Origin of the sequence: Undibacterium sp. TJN25, from assembly GCF_049339885.1 — a bacterium.
In the GTDB taxonomy this organism is placed as follows: domain Bacteria; phylum Pseudomonadota; class Gammaproteobacteria; order Burkholderiales; family Burkholderiaceae_D; genus Undibacterium.
The window spans coordinates 184,205-210,236 of sequence record NZ_JBMPPM010000001.1 but is presented as its reverse complement, the minus strand read 5'-3'; the positions used below and the strand labels follow the sequence as shown (position 1 = coordinate 210,236).

General features: G+C 56.2%; 24 protein-coding genes and 2 tRNA genes. 19 read left to right on the top strand and 7 right to left on the bottom strand.

All coding sequences use genetic code 11. From position 1 onward, the window contains the following. Positions 1–47 precede the first annotated feature (47 nt). From hisS to ACO0LO_RS00880, 12 genes are all read left to right on the top strand, one after another. Positions 48–1,409: a histidine--tRNA ligase gene (gene hisS, locus ACO0LO_RS00935; RefSeq protein WP_422962312.1), complete on the top strand. Its 1,362-nt coding sequence runs from the start codon at positions 48–50 to the stop codon at positions 1,407–1,409. 12 nt (positions 1,410–1,421) lie between these two features. Then, positions 1,422–2,078 carry a YfgM family protein gene (locus ACO0LO_RS00930; RefSeq protein WP_422962311.1) on the top strand — a complete coding sequence of 219 codons (657 nt, stop codon included), beginning with the start codon at positions 1,422–1,424 and terminating at the stop codon, positions 2,076–2,078. Between the two features lie 12 nt (positions 2,079–2,090). Next, a complete protein-coding gene (bamB, locus tag ACO0LO_RS00925; RefSeq protein ID WP_422962310.1) occupies positions 2,091–3,245 on the top strand; it encodes an outer membrane protein assembly factor BamB in 1,155 nt (384 codons plus the stop codon). Positions 3,246–3,250: 5 nt separating this feature from the next. Next, entirely contained in the window at positions 3,251–4,594 is a 1,344-nt protein-coding gene (gene der, locus ACO0LO_RS00920; RefSeq protein WP_422962309.1) for a ribosome biogenesis GTPase Der, read from the top strand. 173 nt (positions 4,595–4,767) lie between these two features. Then, positions 4,768–5,004: an RNA chaperone Hfq gene (gene hfq, locus ACO0LO_RS00915; RefSeq protein ID WP_188568278.1), complete on the top strand. Its 237-nt coding sequence runs from the start codon at positions 4,768–4,770 to the stop codon at positions 5,002–5,004. 39 nt (positions 5,005–5,043) lie between these two features. Beyond that, positions 5,044–6,168: a GTPase HflX gene (hflX, locus tag ACO0LO_RS00910; RefSeq protein ID WP_422962808.1), complete on the top strand. Its 1,125-nt coding sequence runs from the start codon at positions 5,044–5,046 to the stop codon at positions 6,166–6,168. 58 nt (positions 6,169–6,226) lie between these two features. Next, on the top strand, positions 6,227–7,507 hold the full coding sequence (gene hflK / locus ACO0LO_RS00905; protein ID WP_422962308.1) for an FtsH protease activity modulator HflK: 1,281 nt from the start codon (positions 6,227–6,229) through the stop codon (positions 7,505–7,507). After that, on the top strand, positions 7,507–8,403 hold the full coding sequence (hflC, locus tag ACO0LO_RS00900) for a protease modulator HflC (protein ID WP_422962307.1): 897 nt from the start codon (positions 7,507–7,509) through the stop codon (positions 8,401–8,403). Before hflK ends, hflC begins: the two co-directional genes overlap by 1 nt. A 126-nt stretch (positions 8,404–8,529) precedes the next feature. Further along, on the top strand, positions 8,530–8,727 hold the full coding sequence (locus ACO0LO_RS00895; protein WP_422962306.1) for a DUF2065 domain-containing protein: 198 nt from the start codon (positions 8,530–8,532) through the stop codon (positions 8,725–8,727). Positions 8,728–8,738: 11 nt separating this feature from the next. Beyond that, positions 8,739–9,890: an ATP phosphoribosyltransferase regulatory subunit gene (locus ACO0LO_RS00890; RefSeq protein ID WP_422962305.1), complete on the top strand. Its 1,152-nt coding sequence runs from the start codon at positions 8,739–8,741 to the stop codon at positions 9,888–9,890. Positions 9,891–9,893: 3 nt separating this feature from the next. Further along, positions 9,894–11,207, top strand: a complete 1,314-nt coding sequence (locus ACO0LO_RS00885; protein ID WP_422962304.1) for an adenylosuccinate synthase — start codon at positions 9,894–9,896, stop codon at positions 11,205–11,207. A gap of 25 nt (positions 11,208–11,232) precedes the next feature. Beyond that, a complete protein-coding gene (locus ACO0LO_RS00880; RefSeq protein ID WP_422962303.1) occupies positions 11,233–11,778 on the top strand; it encodes a phosphoribosyltransferase in 546 nt (181 codons plus the stop codon). Between the two features lie 187 nt (positions 11,779–11,965). Here ACO0LO_RS00880 and ACO0LO_RS00875 read toward each other — a convergent pair. Beyond that, positions 11,966–12,050 (bottom strand) — tRNA-Leu (locus ACO0LO_RS00875). Between the two features lie 210 nt (positions 12,051–12,260). Further along, positions 12,261–12,345: transfer RNA gene (locus ACO0LO_RS00870), tRNA-Leu, on the bottom strand. A gap of 154 nt (positions 12,346–12,499) precedes the next feature. Between ACO0LO_RS00870 and rnr the strand changes: the two genes are divergently transcribed. From rnr to cysE, 3 genes are all read left to right on the top strand, one after another. Then, a complete protein-coding gene (rnr, locus tag ACO0LO_RS00865) occupies positions 12,500–15,010 on the top strand; it encodes a ribonuclease R (protein ID WP_422962302.1) in 2,511 nt (836 codons plus the stop codon). A 131-nt stretch (positions 15,011–15,141) separates the two neighbouring features. After that, complete coding sequence (gene rlmB / locus ACO0LO_RS00860; protein ID WP_422962301.1) at positions 15,142–15,888, top strand: 23S rRNA (guanosine(2251)-2'-O)-methyltransferase RlmB; 747 nt, start codon at positions 15,142–15,144, stop codon at positions 15,886–15,888. A gap of 147 nt (positions 15,889–16,035) precedes the next feature. After that, positions 16,036–16,782: a serine O-acetyltransferase gene (gene cysE, locus ACO0LO_RS00855; protein ID WP_422962807.1), complete on the top strand. Its 747-nt coding sequence runs from the start codon at positions 16,036–16,038 to the stop codon at positions 16,780–16,782. A 28-nt stretch (positions 16,783–16,810) separates the two neighbouring features. Here the strand turns inward: cysE and ACO0LO_RS00850 are convergent, their stop codons facing one another. Genes ACO0LO_RS00850 through ACO0LO_RS00830 form a run of 5 tightly spaced genes read right to left on the bottom strand, consistent with a single transcriptional unit; the run spans position 16,811 to position 21,192 of the window. Then, on the bottom strand, positions 16,811–17,632 hold the full coding sequence (locus ACO0LO_RS00850) for a UDP-2,3-diacylglucosamine diphosphatase (protein WP_422962300.1): 822 nt from the start codon (positions 17,630–17,632) through the stop codon (positions 16,811–16,813). A gap of 22 nt (positions 17,633–17,654) precedes the next feature. Beyond that, positions 17,655–18,143 carry a peptidylprolyl isomerase gene (locus ACO0LO_RS00845; RefSeq protein WP_422962299.1) on the bottom strand — a complete coding sequence of 163 codons (489 nt, stop codon included), beginning with the start codon at positions 18,141–18,143 and terminating at the stop codon, positions 17,655–17,657. Between the two features lie 44 nt (positions 18,144–18,187). Further along, on the bottom strand, positions 18,188–18,853 hold the full coding sequence (locus ACO0LO_RS00840; protein WP_422962298.1) for a peptidylprolyl isomerase: 666 nt from the start codon (positions 18,851–18,853) through the stop codon (positions 18,188–18,190). A 45-nt stretch (positions 18,854–18,898) separates the two neighbouring features. Further along, on the bottom strand, positions 18,899–20,158 hold the full coding sequence (locus ACO0LO_RS00835; RefSeq protein WP_422962297.1) for a L,D-transpeptidase family protein: 1,260 nt from the start codon (positions 20,156–20,158) through the stop codon (positions 18,899–18,901). After that, on the bottom strand, positions 20,158–21,192 hold the full coding sequence (locus tag ACO0LO_RS00830) for a tetratricopeptide repeat protein (RefSeq protein WP_422962296.1): 1,035 nt from the start codon (positions 21,190–21,192) through the stop codon (positions 20,158–20,160). The genes ACO0LO_RS00835 and ACO0LO_RS00830 overlap by 1 nt, the downstream gene beginning before the upstream one ends. Before the next feature lie 253 nt (positions 21,193–21,445). Between ACO0LO_RS00830 and cysS the strand changes: the two genes are divergently transcribed. From cysS to tilS, 4 genes are all read left to right on the top strand, one after another. Beyond that, positions 21,446–22,837, top strand: coding sequence for a cysteine--tRNA ligase (gene cysS / locus ACO0LO_RS00825; RefSeq protein ID WP_422962295.1), 1,392 nt, complete (start codon positions 21,446–21,448; stop codon positions 22,835–22,837). Between the two features lie 5 nt (positions 22,838–22,842). Beyond that, positions 22,843–23,484: a DNA-3-methyladenine glycosylase family protein gene (locus ACO0LO_RS00820; protein ID WP_422962294.1), complete on the top strand. Its 642-nt coding sequence runs from the start codon at positions 22,843–22,845 to the stop codon at positions 23,482–23,484. Positions 23,485–23,575: 91 nt separating this feature from the next. Beyond that, positions 23,576–24,550: an acetyl-CoA carboxylase carboxyltransferase subunit alpha gene (locus tag ACO0LO_RS00815; protein WP_422962293.1), complete on the top strand. Its 975-nt coding sequence runs from the start codon at positions 23,576–23,578 to the stop codon at positions 24,548–24,550. Positions 24,551–24,555: 5 nt separating this feature from the next. After that, a complete protein-coding gene (gene tilS / locus ACO0LO_RS00810) occupies positions 24,556–25,992 on the top strand; it encodes a tRNA lysidine(34) synthetase TilS (RefSeq protein ID WP_422962292.1) in 1,437 nt (478 codons plus the stop codon). The last annotated feature ends 40 nt before the right edge of the window (positions 25,993–26,032 follow it).

The window sequence follows — 26,032 nt, the reverse complement described above, 5'->3', positions numbered from 1 at the left end:
CAAAATGCAGCATTGCCTGCTGCAATATCAGAATCGGGTATTCAAGAATGTCGGAAAATAAGAAAATTGAAAAAATCGTCGGCGTCAAAGGGATGAATGACATCCTTCCCGCTGACGCGCCTTTGTGGGAGCTGTTTGAAAATACCGTGCAGTCGGTATTGAAGAGCTATGGCTTTCAGCAGATCAGGACGCCTATTGTCGAGCCCACGGCGTTGTTTGCGCGTGGCCTGGGCGAAGTGACCGATATCGTCGAAAAGGAAATGTATTCCTTCGAAGACACGATGAACGGCGACAAGCTGACGCTGCGCCCTGAAAACACCGCTGGTGTGGTGCGCGCCGCGCTAGAGCACAACCTGATCTACGACGGCCCAAAACGCCTTTGGTACAACGGCCCGATGTTCCGCCATGAGAAACCGCAGCGCGGTCGTTACCGCCAGTTTCATCAGGTTGGCGCGGAGGCGGTTGGCTTCAGCGGCCCGGACATTGATGCCGAGCTGATCATGATGTGCCAGCGCCTGTGGGATGACCTCGGCTTGCAGAATATCCGGCTGGAGCTGAATTCCATCGGCAACGCGGCGGAGCGCAACCTGCACCGCGCAGATTTGATCGCCTATTTTGAACAGCACAAGGATGTGCTGGATGCGGAAGCGCAAAGGCGCCTGCATTCTAATCCTCTGCGCATCCTGGACACTAAAAACCCGACCATGCAAGAGATGGTCAACGGCGCGCCTAAATTGCTGGATTACCTGGACGAAGAGTCCAAGGCTCACTTCGAAGGCGTGCAAAAGATACTGCGGCATAACGCGATACCGTACACGATCAATCCACGGCTGGTGCGCGGCATGGATTACTACAACCGCACCGTGTTTGAATGGGTAACCGACGAACTGGGTTCGCAAGGCACTGTCTGCGGCGGCGGCCGGTATGACCCGTTGATCACCATCTTCGGCGGTAAGCCTACTCCAGCCTGCGGTTTTGCGATGGGCGTGGAGCGTCTGCTGGAACTGATGAAGGCGGCGGGCGAAACCCATGCGCCCAGCCAATGCGACGTTTATCTGGTGCACCAGGGCGATGAAGCGCAGATGCAATCTTTTGTTCTGGGAGAGCGTTTACGCGATGCAGGGCTGGATGTTGTGTTACATTGCGCCACTGCGGCATCTGTCGGCAGCTTCAAGTCGCAGATGAAGCGTGCGGACGGCAGCGGCGCTGCCTATGCAGTCATCATCGGCGAAGATGAAGCGGCGGCCAATACCGTGACGGTAAAGGCCCTACGCTCCGAAGACATGGAAAACAACCAGGTCAGCGTGCCTTTCGATACCGCGGTCGACTACCTGGTGGACCAGATTACCGGCGCGGCGGATGCGGCGGATTGCTGCGACGATCCAAATCATATTCATATTCATCACTAGACTTATAACAACATGGCATACGATCTCGAAGAACAAGAGCAGTTAGACACGCTTAAAGCATGGTGGAAGCAATACGGCAATCTGGTTACCTGGCTACTGATCATCTGCCTGACGGCATTTGCCGGCTGGACCTACTGGAATAATTACCAGAGCGGGCAGGCACTGCAGGCTTCCCAGTTGTATGAGGAGTTGCAAAAAGCCGCGCAAGCCAAGGACAATGCCAAGGTGCAGCGCGCGGCCGGCGACCTGATCGATAAATTCGGCAAGACAGCCTATGCGCCCATGGCGGCGCTGTCTGCGGCAAAAAGCGCGTTCGATGCGAACGACCTGAAGGCCGCCAAGGCACGGTTGCAATGGGTCGTCGACCAAAGCGGATCGGATGAATACAAGGCGCTGGCCGGTATACGCCTGGCCGGCATTGCGCTGGATGAAAAAGCCTATGACGAAGGCCTGAAACTGCTGGCCGGCGATTTTCCAGCAGAATTCGCGGGCGAAGTAGCAGACCGTAAAGGCGATATCTACACGGCTCAGAATAAAATGACCGAAGCACGCACTGCGTATCAGACTGCACTGGAAAAGACCAATGAGAAAAATCCGGGACGCCAGTTGATACAGTTGAAGCTGGAAGCCATAGGCGGTACGGCTGCAGCCAAAGTGGCAAGCAAATAAAAGGGGTTATACATGCGTTTTTCTACCAAGATCGTTGGTATTGCAGCATTGCTGGCGATGGCAGGATGTTCCACCATTTCCAAATACAATCCGTTTTCCAGCAAGGAAAACAAGCACCCCCCTGCAGAGCTGCATGAGTTCAAGCAGACCATGGCCGTCAAGCAGGCATGGTCCGCTTCTGTAGGCAGTGCAGATATCTATGTGTTTGCTCCCGCGCAGGGAGGCGACTTTATTTATGCCGCCGGTGCGGACGGCACCCTGGTCAAGCTGGAAACAGGCAGCGGACGTTCGGTATGGCGTATCAATGCCGGCATGCCCCTGACCGCCGGTGTCGGCGCCAACGCTGACACAATTGCGGTGGTGGGTCAAAAAGGCTTTGTGATGGCGTTTGACAAGGATGGCAAGCAGCGTTGGAAAGTGCAGGCTTCCAGTGAAGTGCTATCCACTCCCGCCGTAGGGCAGGGGTTGGTCATTGTGCGTAGCGTGGACAACAAGATTTCTGCGTATGATGCAGAGTCAGGCGCCCGTAAATGGATGGTGGACCGTCCCTTGCCAGCGTTGACGCTGCGTACCGTGCCCGGCATCGCTATTGCAGACCAGCTGGTCGTCGTTGCCTTGCCCGGCGGCCGCATGGCGGCAATGTCAACAAATAACGGCGGCCTGCGCTGGGAAACCGCCGTTGGCGATCCCAAAGGGGCAACCGAGCTAGAGCGTGTTGCCGATGTGTCCGGCACGCCTTTCGTGGCCGGCCGCGAAGTATGTGCCGTATCCTATCAGGGCCGCGTCGGCTGTTTTGACTTGGTTTCAGGCGTAGTGCGCTGGACCAAGAATTTTTCCAGCGAAGTCGGCATCAGCGTCGATGAGCGCTTTGTCTTTGCGGCGGATGACCAGGGTGCTGTTTCTGCGTTCTCCCGCGGCGCGGGCGCCAGCGAGTGGAAAAACGACAAGCTGGCGCATCGCCGCCTGTCGGCGCCGATTTCTTTCGGCCGTTCGGTCGCCGTCGGCGATTCTTTCGGCTATGTCCATTTTCTCTCCAGGGAAGATGGTTCTTTCATCGGTCGTATCAGTACCGATGGCAGTCAGATAGTTTCAGCGCCTCTGGTGGCTGGCTCTGATTTGATTGTCCAAACCAAATCAGGGGCAGTGGTTGCGTTGGCAGCCGAGTAATTGAAATGAAGCCGGTTATTGCACTTATAGGCCGACCTAACGTCGGCAAATCCACGCTGTTCAATCGGCTTACTCGTTCTCGGGATGCATTGGTTGCGGACCTTCCTGGCTTGACCAGGGACAGGCATTACGGCGAAGGCCGTGTGGGCGAAAGACCTTTCCTGGTGATAGACACCGGCGGTTTCGAGCCGGTAGCCAAAGAAGGCATCATGCACGAAATGGCCAAGCAGACCAAGCAGGCGGTCGCTGAGGCTGACGTGGTCATCTTTATCGTCGACGGCCGCCAGGGCCTGACGCCGCACGACAAGACCATCACCGACTTCCTGCGCAAATCGGGCCGTTCGGTAATGCTGGTGGTGAACAAGGCCGAAGGCATGAAATATACGGCGGTGACGGCCGATTTCTACGAACTGGGCATGGGTGATCCGTATGTGATTTCCGCTGCCCATGGAGATGGCGTGGTGGATCTGGTGGAGGAGGCGCTGGATATCGCATTCGCGCAGCGCCCGCCCGAAGAAACCGAGCCGGAAGACATCGTCCGGGGCATCAAGATTGCAATCGTGGGCCGGCCCAACGTTGGCAAATCCACGCTGGTCAATACCTTGCTCGGCGAGGACAGGGTTATTGCGTTCGATATGCCGGGCACCACCCGTGATTCGATCGAGATCCCGTTCGAGCGCGACGGCAAGCACTACACGCTGATCGATACCGCCGGTATCCGCAGGCGCGGCAAGGTATTTGAAGCCATCGAGAAGTTTTCGGTCGTCAAAACGCTGCAGTCGGTTTCCGAAGCCAATGTCGTACTGCTGCTGCTCGATGCGCAGCAGGATATCTCCGAGCAGGATGCGCACATTGCCGGCTTCATCCTGGAATCCGGCCGTGCGCTGGTGGTCGGCGTGAACAAATGGGACGGCCTGCAAAGCGACAGGCGCGACGAAATCAAACTGGATATCGACCGCAAGCTGAGCTTCCTGTCGTTTGCCAAGTTCCACTATGTGTCGGCGCTGAAATCGACCGGCATTGCGCCGCTGATGAAATCCGTCGATGCTGCCTATGCGGCGGCAACGGCCAACCTGTCCACGCCTAAACTGACGCGCGCGTTGATTGAGGCGGTGGAGCACCAGCAGCCCAAGCGCAAGGGTTCAATACGCCCTAAACTGCGGTATGCTCACCAGGGTGGACAAAATCCGCCTGTCATCGTTATCCATGGCAATGCACTGGAAGCAATCGGCGATGTGTATAAAAGGTACCTCGAAAAACATTTTCGTGAAACTTTTTCACTGACGGGGACTCCATTACGTATCGAGATGCGATCGGGTAAAAATCCTTTCGCAAAAACCGAAAAGTAAGTGGTGCAGCGGTTCCGGGCGGCGGTTTGCGAAAGCAGCGCAGTCCGGTAGCGGCAAGTTTCTGGCACCAAAATGGAAAATCGATTACAGTTATATCGTAATCAACTTCTGGGACACTTGAGATTTTATAAATTGTCCCCAACTCCTGAACACAACAACACAATGGAGCTGTTATGAGCAACAAAGGGCAACTGTTACAAGACCCGTTCTTGAATGCACTGCGTAAAGAACATATTCCCGTTTCCATCTATCTGGTGAACGGCATTAAACTGCAGGGCCATATTGAATCTTTTGACCAATATGTCGTATTGTTGCGCAACACCGTCACGCAGATGGTTTACAAGCATGCGATTTCCACTGTGGTGCCAGCCCGCGCCGTAAGCATTAACCTTGAATCTGAAGCTGAGTAATCATTTGGTTTGTTGCAACCTGGAAAAATGTCTTTGACTATGCGCGCCGCTTTAGTCGGTGTTGACTTCGGTAAAGACGATTTTGCCGCTAGCATAGAAGAGCTCTCTCTGCTCTCCCAGTCTGCGGGGGCAGAGCCGATTACAACCATCACCTGCAAGCGTTCCAGCCCCGATGCCGCATTGTTCGTCGGCTCCGGCAAGGCGGACGAGATTGCGCATGCGGTGGCCGATGCCAATCTGGATATCGTCATCTTTAACCATGCGCTATCTCCGGCGCAGCAAAGAAATCTTGAGCGTCATCTGAAAGTGCGGGTGGTTGACCGCACCAGTCTGATTCTGGACATATTTGCGCAAAGAGCGCACAGCCATGAAGGCAAGGTACAGGTTGAGCTGGCCCAGTTGCAGCATCTGGCAACCCGCCTGATACGCGGCTGGACTCATCTGGAACGGCAAAAAGGCGGTATCGGCCTGCGGGGTCCCGGTGAGACACAGCTGGAAACCGATCGCCGCCTGCTGGGCGACCGTGTGAAGGCGCTCCGGGCCAAGATGGACAAGCTGCACAAGCAAAGGGAGACGCAAAGGCGCTCGCGCGGCAGAAGCCATACCTTTTCCGTCTCGCTGGTCGGCTACACCAATGCAGGCAAGTCTACTTTATTCAATTCCCTGACCAAGGCCGGCACTTATGCGGCAAACCAGTTGTTTGCAACGCTGGATACTACGTCGCGCCGCCTGTACCTCGGTGATGCCGGCAATGTCGTGATATCGGATACGGTAGGTTTTATCCGTGAACTGCCGCATCAGCTGGTGGCGGCTTTCCGCGCGACGCTGGAAGAAACCATTCATGCGGACCTGCTGCTGCATGTAGTGGATGCCAGCAGCCCTGTCAGGCTGGACCAGATAGAGCAGGTGAACCAGGTATTGAAAGAAATCGGCGCCGATCATATTCCCCAGTTGCTGGTATGGAACAAGATTGATCTGGCAGGCATGGAGCCGGGTTTGGAGCTGGGCGAGTATGATAAAATCCACAGGGTTTTTCTGAGTGCTCAAACCGGCGCTGGAATGGACATGCTAAGGCAGGCAATCGGTGAGTTTGCAAAAGAAGATGCGTTGAAACGTGTGAATCCTGTCCCGGCAGCAGAGTTGGACGACGTGCGTTTTAGCTAAAATAATTACAGTACGGCTTACTTGTAGTCCAACCTTTTATTCATTGGAAAACGACAGAATGGTTGTTTCATTTCTAAAAAAAATTGGTTTGACGCTTTCGTTGAACGATCCCCAATGGGGGCGCGGTTCAAAAAACGATAACCAGGATGGAAAAAAGCCGGCGGAAGGCCCGCCCGATCTGGAGCAGCTCTGGCGCGATTTCAATCAGCGCCTGAACCGCCTGTTCGGTAAAAAAGGCAATGGCGGCGATGGCGGCGGCGGTGGTGGTTTCACGCCGGATGCCGCAGGCGCAAAATTAGGCTTGGGCGTTATCGTTGCCGTGCTCGCGTTTATCTGGATGGTCAGCGGATTCTTTATCGTGCAGGAAGGCCAGACAGCAGTCATCACCACCTTTGGCAAATACAGCCATTCCACGGTCGCCGGTTTTAACTGGCGCTGGCCTTACCCTATCCAGGGCCATGAAATCGTTAACGTGTCGCAAGTGCGCACAGTGGAAGTCGGCTACCGTTCCAATGTAAAAAACAAGCAGCCGAAAGAAGCGCTGATGCTGACCGACGATGAAAACATCATCGACATCCAGTTTGCGGTCCAGTACACGCTGAAGAGTGCGGCTGAGTGGCTGTATAACACGCGCGATCCCGAAGAGGCGATGCGCCAGGTCGCCGAAACGTCCATCCGCGAGATCGTCGGCAAGAGCAAGATGGACTTCGTCCTGTATGAGGGCCGCGAGAAAGTCGCGCTGGATGTGCAGACGCTGATGCAGCAGATCCTGGACCGGTATAAAGCCGGCGTGCAGGTCACCAACGTGACGATGCAGGGCGTGCAGCCGCCGGAGCAGGTGCAGGCCTCGTTCGACGATGCTGTCAAGGCAGGGCAAGACAGGGAGCGCCAGAAGAATGAAGGCCAGGCCTATGCGAATGACGTCATTCCGCGGGCGCGTGGCGAAGCTTCCCGCCTGCTGCAGGATTCCGAAGGTTATAAATCCCGTGTAGTCGCGAATGCCGAAGGCAATGCCGAGCGCTTCAAGCAGGTGCTGACCGAGTACCAGAAGGCGCCGGCGGTGACCCGTGACCGTATGTACATCGATGCCATGCAGCAGATATTTTCCAATACAACGAAGTTGATGGTGGATACCAAGAATGCTAACAACATGATTTACCTGCCTCTGGATAAACTGATTTCGCAATCCGATCCGGCGAAAGCTGCACAGCCCGCACCCGCGCCGGTCGTACCTTCCGGCAGCCAGCTGACGGACACCGTGCCCACGGTAGAGATGCGCTATAACAGGGATGCCCGCAGCCGTGATTCCAGGGATTCACGCGACAGGGAGAGCCGATAATGAACAGGCTGATATCCACGATCATTGCGATCGCGATCGCGTTGATGATCCTGTACTCGACTATCTTCGTCGTTGACCAGCGTTCCTATGCCATCGTGTTTGCGCTGGGCGAAGTCAAATCCGTCATCAGCGAACCCGGCTTGCATTTCAAGCTGCCGCCGCCGTTCCAGAACGTGTTGATGCTGGACAAGCGCATCCTGACCATTGATTCTCCGGAAACCGACCGTTTCATCACGGCGGAAAAGAAAAATATCCTGGTCGATACCTATGTCAAATGGCGTATCACCGCGCCGCGCCTGTACTTCGTCAGCTTCGGCGGCGACGAACGTCGCGCGCAGGACAGGATGTCGCAGATCGTCAAGGCAGCGCTGAACGATGAAATTACCAAGCGCACCGTGCGCGAAGTAATCTCCGGCGAGCGCGGCAAGGTGATGGAAGCGATTCGGACCAAGGTCACAGAAGAATCCAAGCAGATCGGCGTTGAAATCATCGACGTGCGCCTGAAGCGCGTGGACTATGTGGACCAGATCAACAATTCCGTCTACGACCGCATGAAGTCCGAGCGGGCCAGGGTGGCAAATGAATTGCGTTCCACCGGCGCTGCCGAGTCTGAAAAAATCCGCGCCGATGCCGACAGGCAAAGGGTGGTGATTTTGGCGGAAGCGTATCGGGAAGCGGAAAAAATGCGCGGCGCCGGCGATGCGGAAGCGTCGCAGATTTATGCGCAGGCGTTTGGCCAGAATCCCGAGTTTTACAAGTTCTACCGCAGCCTGGAGGCTTATCGAGCCAGCTTTAAAACGAAAAACGACGTATTGGTGGTAGACCCCAATTCCGAGTTCTTCAAATATTTTAAAGCGCCTGGAGCTGGCTCAGCAGGAGCAACAAAAGGGAAGTGACAATTTGAGGCTATCCGGACGCTGATGCAGCAATCCGGGTTGGCGAATATTAGGCAGGCGGCAATCTTTTGATTGCTGCCTGCTTACGTCTGTTCCGGTCTTTTGTTTATCTTGAGGGGCATAATAGTGGCGATCCTGGCCCTGGCATTTGGTTTGATGCTGATCCTGGAAGGCCTGCTGCCGTTCGTATTTCCGCGGCAATGGCGTAAGACCTGGGAACGTATAGCGCAATTTTCTGATGGGCAAATCCGTTTTCTCGGTTTATTGCTGGGTGGCTGCGGTTTGCTGATCGTTGTAATTGTTTCTTTTTTGACTGATTTCTGAATATATTTCTCATGCCGAATTGGCTTTTACCCGAAAATATCGCTGATGTCCTGCCGTCCGAGGCGCGCAAGATAGAAGAGCTGCGCCGTGTACTGCTGGATAACTTCCGGCTGTATGGCTACGAACTCGTGATGCCGCCTATGCTGGAATACCTGGAGTCGCTGCTGACCGGCGCCGGCCAGGACATGGATTTGCGCACGTTCAAGTTGGTGGATCAGATGTCCGGCCGCACCATGGGTGTTCGCGCCGACATGACGCCGCAGGTGGCCAGGATAGACGCCCATTTGCTGAACCGCGCGTCGGTAACCCGCCTTTGCTATGCCGGCAGTGTGCTGCAAACGCGCCCGTCAGGCCTGCATGCAACCCGCGAGCCTATACAGATAGGTGCGGAGATATATGGCCATGCAGGGCTGGAGGCGGATGCAGAGGTTCAGGAGCTCGTGCTGGCCTCTCTGGCGCTGGCCAATATTTCTGAAGTACGGCTCGACTTATGCCATGTAGGCGTGCTGCGCGCCTTGCTGGCAGATGATGCAGAAGCGAAAAAGCATGAGTCCCGCTTGTTTGCATTGCTGCAAGCCAAGGACACCCCTGCGCTGGATGCCATTTCCCGGGATTTTTCGCCGGTGGTCAGGAAGGCATTGCTGGACCTGCCAGGCCTGTACGGCGATATCTCGGTGCTGCAGCGCGCCCGTCAGGTGTTGCCGCAGCTTGCTGGAATTGCAACGGCGCTGGACGAACTGGAATACCTGGTGACGCTGGCCGGTAGCGCGCAGGTAACGATAGATTTGGCTGATCTGCGTGGTTACCACTATCATAGCGGGGTAATGTTCAACGCGTTTGTGCCGGGACTGCCGAACCCCGTCGCGCGCGGCGGCCGGTATGACCACGTTGGCGAAGCCTTCGGCAGGGCGCGCCCTGCAACAGGTTTTTCGCTGGATTTGCGCGAGCTGGCACGGCTGATGCCGGTGGCGGAGCGTAAGGATGCGATCCTGGCGCCGTGGAGCCGCGATGCAGCCCTGCGTCAGAAAATTGCCGAACTCCGCAAAGCGGGTGAAATTGTTATTCAAAGCTTGCCGGGGCATGACAGCGAGCAGGACGAATTTGACTGTAATAGGGCAGTCGTATTTGATGGTGGAAACTGGATTCTTAAAAACGTAGGCTGAGTGATGTCACAAACTAAAATCGCAAAAAACGTCGTTGTCATTGGTACCCAGTGGGGTGATGAGGGCAAGGGCAAAATCGTCGACTGGCTGACGGACCACGCGCAAGGCGTCGTGCGCTTTCAGGGAGGCCACAATGCCGGCCATACACTGGTCATCGGTGGCCAGAAGACTGCATTGCAGCTGATCCCTTCGGGTATCATGCGTGCCGGCGTGGCCTGCTACATCGGCAACGGCGTCGTGCTGTCCGTGCCCGATCTGCTGCGCGAGATCGACAAGCTGCAGGCCGTCGGCGTGGAAGTCGCTTCGCGCCTCAAAGTGTCTGAAGCCTGCCCGGTCATCCTGCCTTACCATACGGCGTTGGATGCTGCCCGCGAAGCAGCGCGTGGCGCAGCCAAGATTGGCACTACCGGCAAGGGCATAGGCCCTGCGTACGAAGACAAGGTTGCACGTCGCGCGATCCGCGTGGCCGACCTGCTCAACGCAGAGCGTTTCGCCGAAAAGCTGAAGGAAAACCTGGATTACCATAACTTCGTGCTGGTGAACTACCTGAAAGCTCCTGCCGTCGATTTCCAGAAAACTTTGGACGATGCGCTGGCCCTGGTGCCACGCCTGCGCCCCATGGTATCCGATGTGTCCAGCGATCTGTATGCTGCACATAAAGCCGGCGCCAGCCTGCTGTTTGAAGGCGCCCAGGGCAGCCTGCTGGACGTGGACCACGGCACTTATCCATTCGTCACTTCCAGCAATTGTGTGGCAGGTAATGCCGCCGCCGGCAGCGGTGTGGGTCCGAACATGCTGCACTACATCATGGGTATCACCAAGGCTTACACGACCCGTGTGGGCTCCGGTCCTTTCCCTTCAGAACTGCCTACCGACCAGGGCGTCGGCAAGCATCTGGCGAGCGTCGGCCATGAGTTCGGCACGGTCACCGGCCGCGCCCGCCGTTGCGGCTGGTTCGATGCTGCGCTGCTGAAGCGTTCCATGCAGATCAACGGTGTGTCCGGTATGTGCCTGACCAAGCTGGATGTACTGGACGGCCTCGAGACATTGAAATTGTGCACCGGCTATATCGTGGACGGCAAGGCTGTCGATATCTTCCCGGTCGGCGCCGAAGAAGCGGCACGCTGCGTGCCCGTCTATGAGGAAATGCCGGGCTGGACCGAGTCCACGGTCGGCGCCAAGAGCCTGGATGCATTGCCGGTTGCCGCCCGCAATTACATCAAGCGCATCGAAGAACTGGTCGGCGCCCCTGTCGATATGATCTCCACCGGTCCGGACCGCGAAGAGACTATCGTTTTGCGCCACCCATTTGTATAAGCCAGAGAGAAAAAGAAGGTAAAGTATGAATACGCCAGTTTCAGACGATAAGCATCTGTGGGTCAGCTGGGATGCCTATCACCGCTCAATTGAGCAGCTTGCTTCGAAGGTGCATGAATCAGGCTGGAAGTTTGACCAGGTGCTGTGCCTTGCGCGCGGCGGCTTGCGCCCGGGAGATATTTTTTCTCGTATATTCGACGTGCCGCTGGCGATCCTGTCGACCAGCTCGTACCGCGAAGAATCGGGAACAGTACAGGGCCAACTGGACATCGGTAAATATATTTCGATGACGCGTGGGGCGCTGGAGGGTAAAGTGCTGGTCGTGGATGACCTGGTCGATTCCGGCGTGACGCTGGAAAAGGTGCTGCATCACCTGCGCGAAAATTTCCCGGCGGTGACCGACGTTAAATCGGCAGTGATCTGGTGCAAGGGATGCTCGTCCATCAAGCCGGATTATTACCTGGACTATCTGCCCAGCAATCCATGGATACACCAGCCGTTTGAAGAATACGACAGCATCAGGCCGCATCAGTTGAACGCCTGGTTGAAAAAAGGCGCTGCGAAAGAGTAGCAATACAGAACGGAAGCAAATGAAAGTTTGCTTCCGTTTTTTTTTAGTCTGCGCACCTGAAAATTGAGTTGCATCTGCAGATGGGCAGAGGCGTGGCCGGTGGGGCGAGTGCAGGGAAGCAAGTGCTGTGGAACGGAAATGAAAAAGCCCGCTGATCTTTAACAATCAGCGGGCTTTCAATATAGCTTGGTGCCCACGGAGGGACTCGAACCCCCACACCCGAAGGCACATGGACCTGAACCATGCGCGTCTACCAATTCCGCCACGTGGGCAACGAAAGGCGAGATTATAAACCATTTTCAGGAAACGTCTACAATTATTTTCAATCATAGCGGCGCGCCGGAAATATGCGGAAAAGAGAAGGGTGGGGCGGCGAAAGACTTCGGGACAAGATCGCCGCAGTGCAGCGATTGAAGGTAGAATTGTTGCGACAATGAAAAAGCCCGCTGATCTTTAACAATCAGCGGGCTTTCAATAAAGCGTGGTGCCCACGGAGGGACTCGAACCCCCACATCCGAAGACACATGGACCTGAACCATGCGCGTCTACCAATTCCGCCACGTGGGCAGCGAAGAACAACATTATAGATGATCTGTTAGAGATGTCAAGAGATTTGCTTCTAATAAAACAAGAATTGTTAGGTGATTATTGCACTGTCCGGTAAACTAGGGATGCCGCGTTGGTCGGCATGTATTTCAACTATAGAGAACACTTTCCGCTTTTGAATAAACATTCATACCCCATTCCCAGCCGCGAGGAAATTCTCGGCATACTGCGCACCTCCACGGGCAAGCAGACAGTGGAAACGATTGCAGGCAAACTGGGCGTCAAGCCCGAGGAGTTTGATGGCATGGTGCGACGACTGAACGCGATGGAAAGAGACGGCCAGATCAAGCAGGACAAGTCAGGCAATTACGTGCTCGCCAACCAGGACAGCTTTATCACCGGCCGCGTCAACAGCCACAGGGATGGCTACGGCTTCCTGATCCCGGAAGACGGTAGCGAAGACCTGTTCCTGCCCGAGCGTGAAATGCAGCGCGTATTGCATGGCGACAAAGTCACCGCGCGCATTGTCGGCACCGACAGGCGTGGCCGCCTGGAGGGGGGCATAGTAGAAATCCTGGAGCGTGCCAACAGCCACGTCATAGGTCGTCTGCTGAATGAAAACGGCGTCTGGATTGTCGCCCCTGAAGACAAGCGCTTCAGCCAGGACATCCTGCTGGCCGGTTCGCCGGGCAAGGCCAAGTCGGGCCAGATCGTCAGCGTGGAGTTGACTGAGCAGCCGACCAAATACGCGCAGGCAGTAGGCAAGATCGTTGAAGTACTGGGCGATGTCGATGACCCCGGTATGGAAATCGAAATCGCGGTCCGTAAGTTCGGCGTGCCCCATGAATTCACGGCAGAAGCCAAAAAGGCTGCCGAAAAGCTGCCGTCACAGATACGTCCTGCCGATCTGGAAGACCGCGTGGATTTGCGCGATATTCCCTTTGTCACCATTGATGGCGAGGATGCGCGCGATTTTGATGATGCTGTCTACTGCGAACCGGTCAAGGTTGGCCGCACGAAAGGCTATCGCCTGCTGGTCGCGATTGCCGACGTCAGCCATTACGTCAAGCCCAATGATGCGCTGGACCACGATGCGCTGCTGCGTAGCACCTCGGTTTACTTTCCGCGCCGTGTCATACCGATGCTGCCTGAGAAGCTATCCAACGGCCTGTGTTCGCTGAACCCCGATGTGGATCGCCTGACGCTGGTATGCGATATGGTCATTACGCCGGATGGCGAAGTCACTGCCTACCAGTTCTATCCGGCCGTCATCCATTCCGCCGCGCGCTTCACCTATACCGAGGTGGCTGCGATCCTCGGCAATACCAAGGGGCCTGAGGCCAACAAGCGCATGGTGCTGGTGCCACACCTGCTGCATCTGTATGAGGTTTTCCATGCGCTGCTGCGCGCCCGCCATGCTCGCGGCGCGATCGACTTTGAAACAACCGAAACCTATATCGTCTGCAACCCGTCCGGCAAGATAGAAAAAATCCTGCCGCGCACCCGTAATGATGCGCACAAGCTGATTGAAGAATGCATGTTGGCAGCCAACGTCTGTGCTGCCGATCTGCTGATGGAATACAAGCATCCCGGCACTTACCGCATCCACGCCAGCCCCACCAAGGAAAAGCTGATGCAGGTCAGGACTTTCCTGAAGCAGGTCGGCCTGTTCCTGGGTGGCGGCGATACGCCTTCAGCGTCCGACTATGCGGAACTGATGAAAAAAATCAAGGGCAGGCCGGATGCGCCGCTGCTGCAAACCATGTTGCTGCGCTCCATGCAGCAGGCGGTATACAGCCCGGACAACATCGGCCACTTTGGCTTGTCCTACGACGCCTACGCCCATTTCACCAGTCCGATCCGGCGCTATCCCGATCTGCTGACGCACAGGGCCATCAAGGCCATCCTGCAAGGCAAGAAGTATGAGCCCAAGGGGATAGACCCTAGTCTGTTGAACACCACCATTTCCAATGCAGCGCGTAAGCAGCAGATATTGGACAAGGCGGCCGGCAAGAAAAAGCCGGAAAAAGATCTGACGGTCTGGGACGCGCTGGGTGTGCACTGCTCCGCCAACGAGCGCAGGGCCGACGAAGCATCCAGGGACGTAGAAGCCTGGCTGAAGTGCTACTTCATCCGCAACAAGATAGGCGAAGAATTTACCGGCACGATTTCCGGTGTCACGCAGTTCGGCATCTTTGTGCAACTGGACGATATCTATATCGAAGGCCTGGTGCATGTCACCGAGCTGGGCGCGGATTACTTCCAGTATGACGATGCGCGGCATGAGCTGCGCGGCGAACGCACCGGCAAGCGCTATCAGCTGACTGACCGCGTTACCGTCGAAGTCAGCCGGGTGGATCTGGATGCGCGCAAAATCGATCTGTCCATCGTGCAGCCTACCGGCATGCGGCCGCCATTGGCGGCGGATACGCGCGGCTCAGCGGCCGAGCGTGGCAAGCAGTCCGGTGTGGCGGCGAAGGCCGGCGCCAAACAGGGTAAGGGCGTTGCTACGACCAAAAATGTAGCGCCGGTCAAGGAAAAAAGCAGTGGCGGCAATAGCGCTTCCAAAACCAGGGCCAAGGCATCTCCCGCCAAGCCTTCGGTGCGCCAGCCTGCAGCCAATACGCCTGTGGGCAAGCGCGCCACCAAGGCGGCAGCATCCAGGACAGGGAAGAAAAAGCGTTAACAGCAAGTAGTGAGTAAAGAAGCCGCCGCAGCCAGCAACTTTAGCGAATGGCAACTGGAAGTGGCAGGCAGCGGCTGGCAGCGGCAAGCAGAGTAGTACGCAGTAAATTATCAAGATAGTGAAGAGCAATAATGAAAAGTAAAATGATTTTCGGCTTCCATGCCGTGACGTCCCGCATACGGCATGAAGCCTCGTCGGTGGAAGAGATTTATGTGGATTCCGGCCGCTCCGACGGCCGCATGCAGGAGCTGCTGCACGCAGCCAAGGCAGCAGGGGTGCGCATTATCCAGACCGATGATCAGCGCCTTTCCAATATAGTCGGCACGCGCCGTCATCAGGGTGTCGTCGCCAAGGCCGGCGAGCTGTCGCTGGCACGCAACCTGGATGAGCTGCTGGACGCCATCGAAGGCCCTCCTTTACTGCTGGTGCTGGATGGCATTACTGATCCGCACAACCTCGGCGCCTGCCTGCGGGTGGCTGACGGGGCCGGTGCGCATGCGGTGATTGCACCCAAGGACAGGGCTGTCGGCCTGAACGCCACCGCGGCGAAAGTCGCCAGCGGCGCCGCTGAGACAGTGCCTTATATTACCGTCACCAATCTGGCGCGTACGCTGCGCGAGTTGAAAGAGCGCGATATCTGGCTCGTCGGCACCACCGATGAAGTGGAAAAAAATATCTATGATGTCGATTTCACTGCGGCCGGCGGCAGCGCGCTGGTCATGGGTTCAGAGGGCGAGGGTATGCGCCGCCTGACCCGGGAAACCTGCGATATGCTGGTCAGTGTGCCGATGTTCGGATCGGTGGAAAGCCTGAACGTTTCGGTCGCCTCCGGCATCTGTCTCTACGAGGCCCGCAGGCAGCGCCTGGTGCGCAAGTAATTCCTAAAACGCATTTCATCCATCGCATCCTGCTCCCGCTGATGAAATGAGTTTCCATTCCTTTGTTGCATAAGCATATTCGGGGAGGCCTGCAGGCTTTCCCCGAACGCGCTAATATGCATGTCCGATTTTCTCTTTCCTGTCCCCATGTTCAGCCGTTTGCGTGACGATATATCCAATATCATCCAGCGAGATCCTGCCGCCCGCAATGCATGGGAGGTCGTCACGTGCTATCCCGGCTTCCAGGCAATCATGATGCATCGCTGGGCAAGCTGGTGCTGGAAGCGCGGACTCAAATGGATGGGGCGTTTTACTGCTCACGTGGCGCGTGTGCTGACCGGTATAGAGATTCATCCTGGCGCGACCATAGGCCGCAGGGTCTTCATCGACCATGGCTTCGGCGTGGTGATAGGGGAGACCGCAGAAGTCGGTGATGACTGCACGATCTATCAGGGCGTGACGTTGGGTGGCACATCGCTGTCAAAAGGCGCCAAGCGTCATCCTACGTTGGAGCAGGGCGTGATCGTCGGCGCCGGCGCCAAGGTGCTGGGTGGCTTCACTATCGGCGCGGGCGCCAAGATCGGCTCCAACTCGGTAGTAGTCAAGCCTGTGCCTGCAGGTGCAACCGCAGTCGGCAATCCTGCCCATATCGTTAAAAAGGAACCGGCTGCGGCGGGAATGGGGGCGACGCAGCTTTTCTCCGCATACGGTGTCACCGCCAATGGCGACGATCCAGTGTCCAAGGTGTTGCACAAGCTGATAGACCATGCCGCGGCGCAGCAGGAGCAGATAGAAAAATTGAGTGCGGCGCTGTCGGCTGCCGGCATCGCTTGCGACGCCAGACCCGAGGCCGTAGCGATAGATCCGACGCAGATCAATAGTCTGGTGGATTAGCCGGCTTCAATTGCCCGCTATGTGCCTGCTATGGGTGAGTGAGGGTGTGCGGGTATATCCCTTGTTCATCGACAAGGGCGCTGCCATCCAGTGCGTGCCTGACGATATCGCCATTCCCATAAATTGCCAGCCAGCCGCCGCGTGCGGGTTCGCTTTCGCAATCCCAGTCCGGCAACACGTAGCGTTGCTGTCCTTGTGGATAGCGGTGTAGTGCCGGCCTGTGCGTGTGACCATGGACCATCAGCATGGTGCCGCTGTCTGCAAACAATGTGGCGATCGCGCCCGGATTGACATCCATGATGGCGACTGTCTTTTCCTTTTGCTCCATCTTGCTGTCTTTGCGCAGGCCCTCAATGATGGCCTTGCGCTGTGCCAGCGGCATTGCCAGGAATTGTGCCTGCCACGCCGGTTGCCTGACTTGGGCGCGGAATGCCATATAGGGTGCGTCGTCCGTACATTGGGCGTCGCCATGCGTGATGACGATGCGTCTGCCGGCTACGTCGATAATGCTTGGGTCGGGTAGCAAAATAGCGCCACTGGCCTCGGCAAAGGCGCTGCCGACAAGAAAATCGCGGTTGCCGGCGATCCAGAATACCTGGGTGCCGCTGTCGCTGAGCGCGCGGATCGCATCGACAACCAATCGGTTATAGGGTGTGGCAATGTCGTCGTCGCCGGCCCAGTATTCAAACAGGTCGCCCAGAAGATAAAGCTGCCGGGCCCGCACCGCTTGTTTCAAAAAAGCAAAAAAAGCGCCGGTGGTGACCGGTAGCGAAGGGCGCAGATGGATGTCGGAAGCAAAAAGCGCAACCGGATCCGGTTGCGCATTTGCTTCGCCATGCAAGGTTTGCACTATTGTAGGCTCGCCTGTTGGCTTAGATGACTTCCGCTTTTTCGATGACGACGTTTTCTACAGGAACGTCCTGGAACATGCCCGTGCGCGTAGTCTTGACGGCCTTGATCTTGTCCACGATGTCGGTGCCTTCAGTCACGGTGCCGAATACGCAGTAGCCCCAGCCGTCCTGCCCTGGATAGTCCAGGAAGCTGTTGTTCTGCGTGTTGATGAAGAACTGGGCGCTGGCGGAGTGCGGATCGCCTGTGCGTGCCATGGCGAGTGTGTATTTCGCATTCTTCAGGCCGTTCTTGGCTTCGTTTTCGATAGGCGCGTTGGTCGGTTTCTGTTTCATGCCGGGTTCAAAGCCGCCGCCCTGGATCATGAAGCCGTCGATCACGCGATGGAAGATGGTGCCGTTGTAATGGCCGGCTTCCACATAGGAAATGAAATTTTCCACGGTTTTCGGCGCTTTTTCAGCGTCCAGCTCGATTTTGATGTTTCCGTGGTTGGTGGTCAGCAGTACGGCCATGATAAGTATCCTTCAGAAGTTAATAAGCTTTTTATGATTGTATATTATTTGATGATTTTGGCTGATTCGATGATGACAGGCTTGACCGGGATGTTCTGCATCTCCCCAGCGTCCTTGACTTCAACGGCCTTGATCTTTTCGACCACGTCCATGCCCTGTATCACCTTGCCAAAAGGCGTGTAGCCGGCGGTGGCCAGCAAGGCTTGCGAGCGCGGCAGGGTCTTGCTCACGCCGCGGCGGGTCACCTCGACAGGATCGCCATCCGGCAATATCTGGTGGTTCAGAAAATCGTTGTCTGCCACATTGATGAAAAACTGGGCAGTGGCCGAATTAAGGTCGTTGGTGCGCGCCATGGCGACTGTGCCCACATCATTTTTCAGGCCTTTGTCCAGCGCGTAGCGTGCTTCCAGCGCGATCGGCTTCTGTACCGGCTTTTCCTTCATATTTTTGTCGTAGCCACCGCCCTGGACCATGAAGCCATTGATGACGCGGTGGAAGATGGTGCCTTTGTAATGGCCCGCCTTGACGTAGCGCAAGAAGTTGTCCACGGTTTTAGGCGCCGCTTCAGGGTACAGTTCCAGCACGATATCACCCATGCTGGTTTTCAGTTCCACTTTTGGGTTGTCGGCAGCGGCAGCGGGCAGGGTATTCAGGGCAAAGGCGGAACCGGCGAGCACGGCTGCCAGCAAATGACGGCGGGTAATTGACATAGGTCTTCCTTTATTCATGGTTGCTTATCGGATAACGCCAGGGGGTTACACCAGGCCTTCATAAATGATTCTCCACCGCGAGGCTTCCTTCATCCAGTACTGGCGCTTGCGGATGCTGCTTTTGATCTTTCCTACCGAGGTTTCCTGGGTGAAAGTGCAGACGATCAACTCGTCCTTGCCGGGATACCTGAACTGCGTCACTTCCGTCAGCTTGATCGACGGATGGTGCTGCGCATCGAATTGCTGCTGCTTGCCAAACCAGGCATTGATATTGTCGCCCTGTGCATTTTTGAAATTGCGGGAATAGTTGGCAAGGAAGCGGTTGGCATCCGTACTTTCTGCATCGAGCCGCCAGTCGTCCAGCAACTTATTGGCAACCTGCTTGTCGCTGGCCCATTTTGCCTTGCTGACGAATTCTACCTGTTCGCTGATGATCACCGGTGTTTTGCCGACATCGACTGCCGCTGATATTTTCAGGAAATCCGGGTTGGTCAGCACCACGCAGCCATCGGATGCCAATGGCGGCCGGCTGAAATTGGCGGAAGGCATGCCATGCAGCCAGATGCCGGAACCGCTGCGGCCATTGACCTTATCCCATTCATTCGGATAATTGATCGGTAGCGCACCAGGGCCATAGAAGTCCGGCAGCTTTGCGCCGGCCAGCCGGCTGGTGATGTAGTAGATGCCTATCGGCGTCTTCTGGTCACCCTCGCTGCTTTTATTGATGCCGAACCGGCCCTGGCTGACATAGTAGTCCGTCACAAAGCGCGGCTGGCCGCCGTTGTTTTCGTAAAGGTAAAGCCGGGATTTTTTCGCATCCACCACCAGCGCCAGTTTCTGATCGTCGCGCAATTGCAGGATGGCGCGCGGGATCAGGTTGGGGTCGGGCTTCTGGGAGATGGATTTGATGCGGACCATCGCCTCATCGCGCAGGTCCTTGAGCTTTTCCGCCGGCGCATTCTTGATGGCGCCGAACGCCGTCACCGGCTGCGTATGCATCAGCAGCAGATCACCGCGTATCAGATGGCCTAGCTGAAAATGCGGATAGGCTTCCACCAGCTCGTCCGCCTTGGCTTGCGCCAGACGCAGATTGTTGGCAGAAAGGCTTTTGTAGACCTCAATCAGCAATGCATCGGGATTGGGCAGGGCCTGGCCGGACTCCGGAGGCTGGGAGGCTGCGCGGGTCTTGGCAAAAGCCGGGGAGGGCGGCAGGGCCGCCGCCGTCAGCAACAGGAAAAATGCGCAAAGAGCCTGCTTTCCGAACTTGCAGCGGATCGGAAGTGTATTTAAAGCAAAACGAAACATCAGCTACCCGCGCGCTCCTGCTTGATCTGCCATTTGCCGTCTTGTTTGGTCAGCACCAAAGTTTTACGGCTGTTGGCAGTCAGTTGATCTGAACTATAAATTTGCCTGAATTTGACGGTCGCCGTATTGCCGTCGATGCTAACTTGCGGCGACTCAATCTTGACGGTGATATGGCCCTTGCCTTCGATGCGCAAACGGCGTTCGTCAGCCCAGTTTTTGCGCGGCTCGCCCTTGGGCGTCTGGAAATCCTTGCCGTAGTACGCCAGGTAACTATTGGTTTCCTTGTTACTCCAGGCCTTGGCCCAGCCGTCGACGGCTTTTAGCACGTCATCCTGCTCGCCGCTGTTGGCCGGGGCTGCCTTGGCAGGTTTGGGCTCGGCTTTGGCGACTTCTGCCTTTGCCGGTTCAGGCTCTGCCTTGACCGGTTTTGTTGCCGCAACGCTGGCAGGGGTTGGTTTGGTCACAGGCGCGGGCACTGGCTTAGTCGCGGCTGGTGCAGGCGCAGGTGCTTGCGCGACGATGGTTTTCGGGGTATTGGCCCCGCCGGTGCCATTGCCGATCAGGTTACGCACCATCGTCAGCTTGAGTTTTGCGCCGGCATTGCCGGAGTCCAGTTGCAATGCCTTGTCATAGGCCTGGCTGGCCAGTTTGGCATAGACGTCGCCAAGATTTTCGTGTGCGGTACCGTAAGTCGGGTTGGTGCGTATTGCCATTTCCAGCGCTGCACGCGCCTTGTCGTACTGCCCGGTGGACGCATACAGCACCGCCAGATTATTGTAAGGCTCGGGCAATTCGGGATAATCGTCAGTCAGTTTTGAAAAAACCGTAATCGCTTCCGGTGTCTTGTTTTGTTCTGTCAGGATCAGGCCCTTCAAAAAACGCATCTGCGCATCTTTTGGCTTTTGGGCCAGCACCGCATCGACCTTTTGCATTGCTTCCGCATACTGGCCGGCGCGCAAAAACTTGCTCGCTTCGGCGGCATCGTCAGCCAGGGCCGGAGCCGCGGCCAGTGACAAACCGGTAAACAATCCCAAGGCGGCAAAAACGTTTCTTATGTTTTTTATGGTAGGGCGCATAGAGGTTGAGCTTTTGTTTAAGCTTCGTTTCATAAGGGAACAGAGGAACATCGGTTCAGCAATGTTATACTGCAAATAAAAGCGACATCTTATCAAATAAGTGCAGACAAAAGGGTTTTTGAGGCGCAATAGGATACAGAGCCGGAAAGATTTTCGGCAGATATTGTTCCCTCCACTCAAAAACCGGTAGATCAAACCCCACACGCAGCTCATGAGCAAGCAAAAAATATATAACACATTAAGCCGTGAAAAACAGGTATTCACCCCGATAGAGCCTGGAAAAATCCGTATGTACGTCTGTGGCATGACAGTCTATGACTATTGCCACCTCGGCCATGCGCGCGTGATGGTCGTATTCGACATGGTGCAGAGGTGGCTGCGCAGTTCCGGCTACGATGTCACCTATGTCCGTAATATCACCGACATCGATGACAAAATCATCAAGCGCGCGGTCGAAAACGGTGAAACCATTTCCGAACTGACTGGCCGCTTCATCCAGTATATGAACGAAGATGCCGCCGCCCTGGGTGTGCAGCCGCCGGATCACGCGCCGCGCGCCACGCAATATGTGCCGCAAATGCTGAACCTGATACAAAAGCTGGAACATAATGGTTTGGCGTATAAGGCCGACGACGGTGACGTCAATTTTTCGGTACGGGATTTTGAGGGTTACGGCAAGCTGTCCGGCAAAACTCTGGACGATCTGCGTGCCGGCGAAAGGGTGGATGTCAATACCGGCAAGCGCGATCCCCTGGATTTTGTGCTGTGGAAGGCGTCGAAGGAGAGCGAGCCGGAAGAAGTTAAATGGAATTCTCCTTGGGGAAGCGGCCGCCCGGGCTGGCATATAGAATGCTCGGCCATGTCGGGCGAATTGCTGGGAGAGCAGTTCGACATTCACGGCGGTGGCCAGGATCTTCAGTTCCCGCACCACGAAAATGAAATCGCGCAGTCCGAGGGCGCGCACAAGCATACCTTCGTCAATTACTGGATGCACAACGGCTTTGTCCGGCTGGACAATGAAAAAATGTCCAAGTCCCTGGGGAATTTTTTCACGATCCGTGACGTGCTGAAAAAATACGACCCTGAAGTAGTGCGTTTCTTTATTCTGCGGGCACATTACCGCAGCCCGTTGAATTATTCCGATGCGCACCTGGACGACGGTAAAACCGCGCTGACACGACTGTATACGGCGCTCAAGGAAGTTGCGCCAGACGGGCTGCCGCTGGATGCCAGCGAAGCGCATGCGCAGCGTTTTGCCGATGCCATGCTGGACGATTTCAATACGCCGATTGCCATATCGGTCTTGTTTGACCTGGCCAATGAGGTGAATAAAACAAAATCACCCGTACTGGCCCGTCAGCTGAAAGCACTCGCTGCGACAGTGGGCCTGCTGCAAAGGGCGTCTGTAGATTTCCTGCAGGCAACCCCATCTGTTGTGGATGGAAAATATGATGTTATGATTGCGGCAAAAATCGAAGCGCGGGCCCAGGCCAAAAAAGCAAAAAACTTTGCCGAATCTGACCGCATCCGTAATGAATTACTTGCTGACGGGATCATTCTTGAAGATAAAGCTGGTGGCATCACCGAATGGCGCAGGGCCTGAGCAACATGGATAATCCCGTGGATACGGCCGGCCGGGCGCTGGTTCCTGAGTATTGGGAAGATGCCAAGGTCGAGCTGATGAAGCGCGACCGGATCATGCGCAAGCTCATCCCCCAGTTTGGCGACCTTTACCTGGTAGGCCGGGATGATCCGTTTACGACACTGACCCGGTCTATCGTCGGCCAGCAAATTTCCGGCAAGGCTGCAGATGCCCTGTGGCAGCAATTTTTGGAATTGTCGCCAAAGTGCGTGCCGGTTCAGGTGTTAAAATTGGGCACCGACAAGCTGATTGCCGCGGGTTTGTCCAAAAGGAAGACTGAATACATCCTCGATTTAGCGGATCATTTCAAAGAGAAACGATTGCATGTCGATAAATGGGTGGAGATGGCCGATGAAGACGTTATTTCAGAGCTGATACAGATACGCGGCATAGGACGCTGGACAGCGGAGATGTTTTTGATATTTAATCTGCTCCGTCCAAATATTTTGCCTTTGGATGATCCCGGTTTGCTCAAAGGTATAAGTATTAATTATTTTTCAGGTGAACCCGTCTCTCGCAGCGATGCCAGGGAAGTCGCCGCCAACTGGGAACCGTGGCGCACCGTTGCCACCTGGTATTTGTGGCGCAGCCTCGACCCATCGGCATGAGCTTGCATGATGTCGAGGAAGCAGATGCACCTGCATTGACGTAAACATTCAGCATTATTTTTCAACTCGTGTTGAATTTGAAGGAGGCACGATGACTAAAACGACATTTCTGGGCTTTGAGCAATCTATTGCAGAGCTAGAGTCCAAAATCGAAGAATTGCGCTTTGTGCAAGACGATTCAGCGGTGGATATCTCGGAAGAGATCGACCGCCTGTCCAAGAAAAGCCAGATGCTCACCAAGGACATCTACGCTAAGTTGACCCCTTGGCAGGTTTCCCAGATTTCCCGGCATCCGCAGCGTCCATATACGATGGACTATGTGAACAACATCTTTACCGATTTCCATGAGTTGCATGGGGACCGCAGTTTTGCCGATGACCAGTCGATCATCGGCGGCATGGCGCGCTTCAACGGCCAGGCCTGCATGGTCATGGGTCATCAGAAGGGCCGTGACACCAAAGAGCGTGCTATGCGCAACTTTGGCATGCCCAAGCCTGAAGGCTATCGTAAGGCGATGCGCCTGATGAAACTGGCCGAAAAATTCAATCTGCCTGTATTCACCTTTGTGGATACCACTGGTGCCTGGCCCGGTATCGATGCGGAAGAGCGTGGCCAGTCTGAAGCCATCGGTCACAACCTGTATGTGATGGCGGAGCTGAAAGTGCCGCTGATCACCACCATCATCGGCGAAGGCGGCTCCGGCGGCGCGCTGGCGCTGGCAGTCGGCGATGCCGTGCTGATGCTGCAATATGCAACTTATTCCGTGATTTCCCCGGAGGGCTGTGCTTCCATCCTGTGGAAGACATCCGACCGTGCTGCCGATGCGGCAGAGGCGCTGGGTCTGACGGCGCACAGGCTGAAAGCCATGGGCCTGATCGACAAGATCATCAATGAACCTCTGGGCGGCGCGCATCGCGATCCAAAACAGATGTGCGCATTGGTCAAGCGCGCGCTGGCTGACACGCTGCGCCAGTACCAGGGAGTCAAGACCAAGGATCTGCTGACCGCTCGTCATGAAAAATTGATGGGCTATGGCAAATTCAAGGAAACCAAACTGGCGGAATAGCCTGAGTGAAAAGCCATACCGCAGGTTTGCAGCAGCAATTCGACACACGCCTAGAGTTTATTCTTTCCAGTTGCAGCGGCCAAGGCTGCCTTCCCGATGCCCAGGTGCGGGAAGGCACGTCGCGAGCGCAGACGCATCAATCCATTGCAGTTGCTTATAGCGGAGGACTGGATTCCTCCGTGCTGCTGCAGCTCGCCCGTGAATTTTGCACCAGCCGCGGCATCGATCTGTTTGCCTTCCATGTACACCATGGCATCAGCCCCAATGCCGGCAGCTGGCTGCTGCATTGCAAGGCGCAGGCGATGCATGCCGGCATACCGTTTGATTCCGCGCTTATCCAGGTAGACTCCGCATCCGGTGAAGGCGTAGAGGCGTCGGCCCGCAGCGGACGTTACCGCGCCCTTGGCGACATGTGCCGCGCCCGCAGCATACCTTTGTTGCTGACTGCGCACCATCAGGATGACCAGGCCGAAACGCTGCTGCTGCAATTGTTGCGGGGCTCCGGTGTGGCCGGCTTGTCCGGCATGGACCTGTACAACAAGGCGCCGCAGCTCCTTGGCACGGATGCCGTGGCAATTGCCCGGCCCTTGCTGGAGCAAAGCCGGCAGGCACTGCAGGAATTTGCAACAGCACGGGAAATCCCCTTTGTCGAAGATGAGTCCAATGCGGACAGCAAATATGCCCGCAATGCGCTGCGTCTGCAGGTGATGCCCATCCTGGCGGCCATTTCGCCCGGATTTACCGAGCGCATCGCCAGAAGCGCCCGCCACGCGCGATCTGCCCACCGTATGCTGCTGGAGCTGGCGCAGCAGGATGTGCATGCATGCACCGTGGATGGAGGCCTTGACATCAATAAAATGCAAGGCTTCAGTGATGACCGCATCGACAACCTGCTGCGTTTCTGGCTTTCCGAAACGGGCGTGCGCATGCCGACCACAGCCAGGCTGGCGGAGATGCGCAAGCAGCTGTTTGCTGCGCGCGATGACGCCAGGATTACCGTCACGCATGACGGCACGGGCATACACCGTTACGAAAACAGGATATATGCATCCCGCCATCTGCCGACCGATGTTCAGCCCCCGGCGCCGGTCCACTTCCAATGGGCAGGTGAAGATGAATTGCATTTCCCCGGATTCGGCGGCAAGCTGCACTTTGAGCGGGCGGACGTTGGCCTGGATAGCGAATGGCTGCGGCAGCAAAGTCTTACCTTGTGCCTGCGCGAAGGCGGCGAGCGGCTCCGGCTGGGGCTAAACCGTCCTAGTCGCGATATCAAAAGCCATTACCAGACTTTGCGTATCCCTTTCTGGCAGCGCCTGCGCCTGCCTTTCGTGGCGATAGGAAGCGAGTTGCTGTTTGCTGCCGGCGTTGGCCTGCATGCGGAGCACTGTACAGACAGCGCTTCAGATGCAATACAGCTGCGCTGGGAAGCCGACACGGCCTGAGTGCGACCTCGCCTGCATGGATAGCATGAGTGACTTTTTT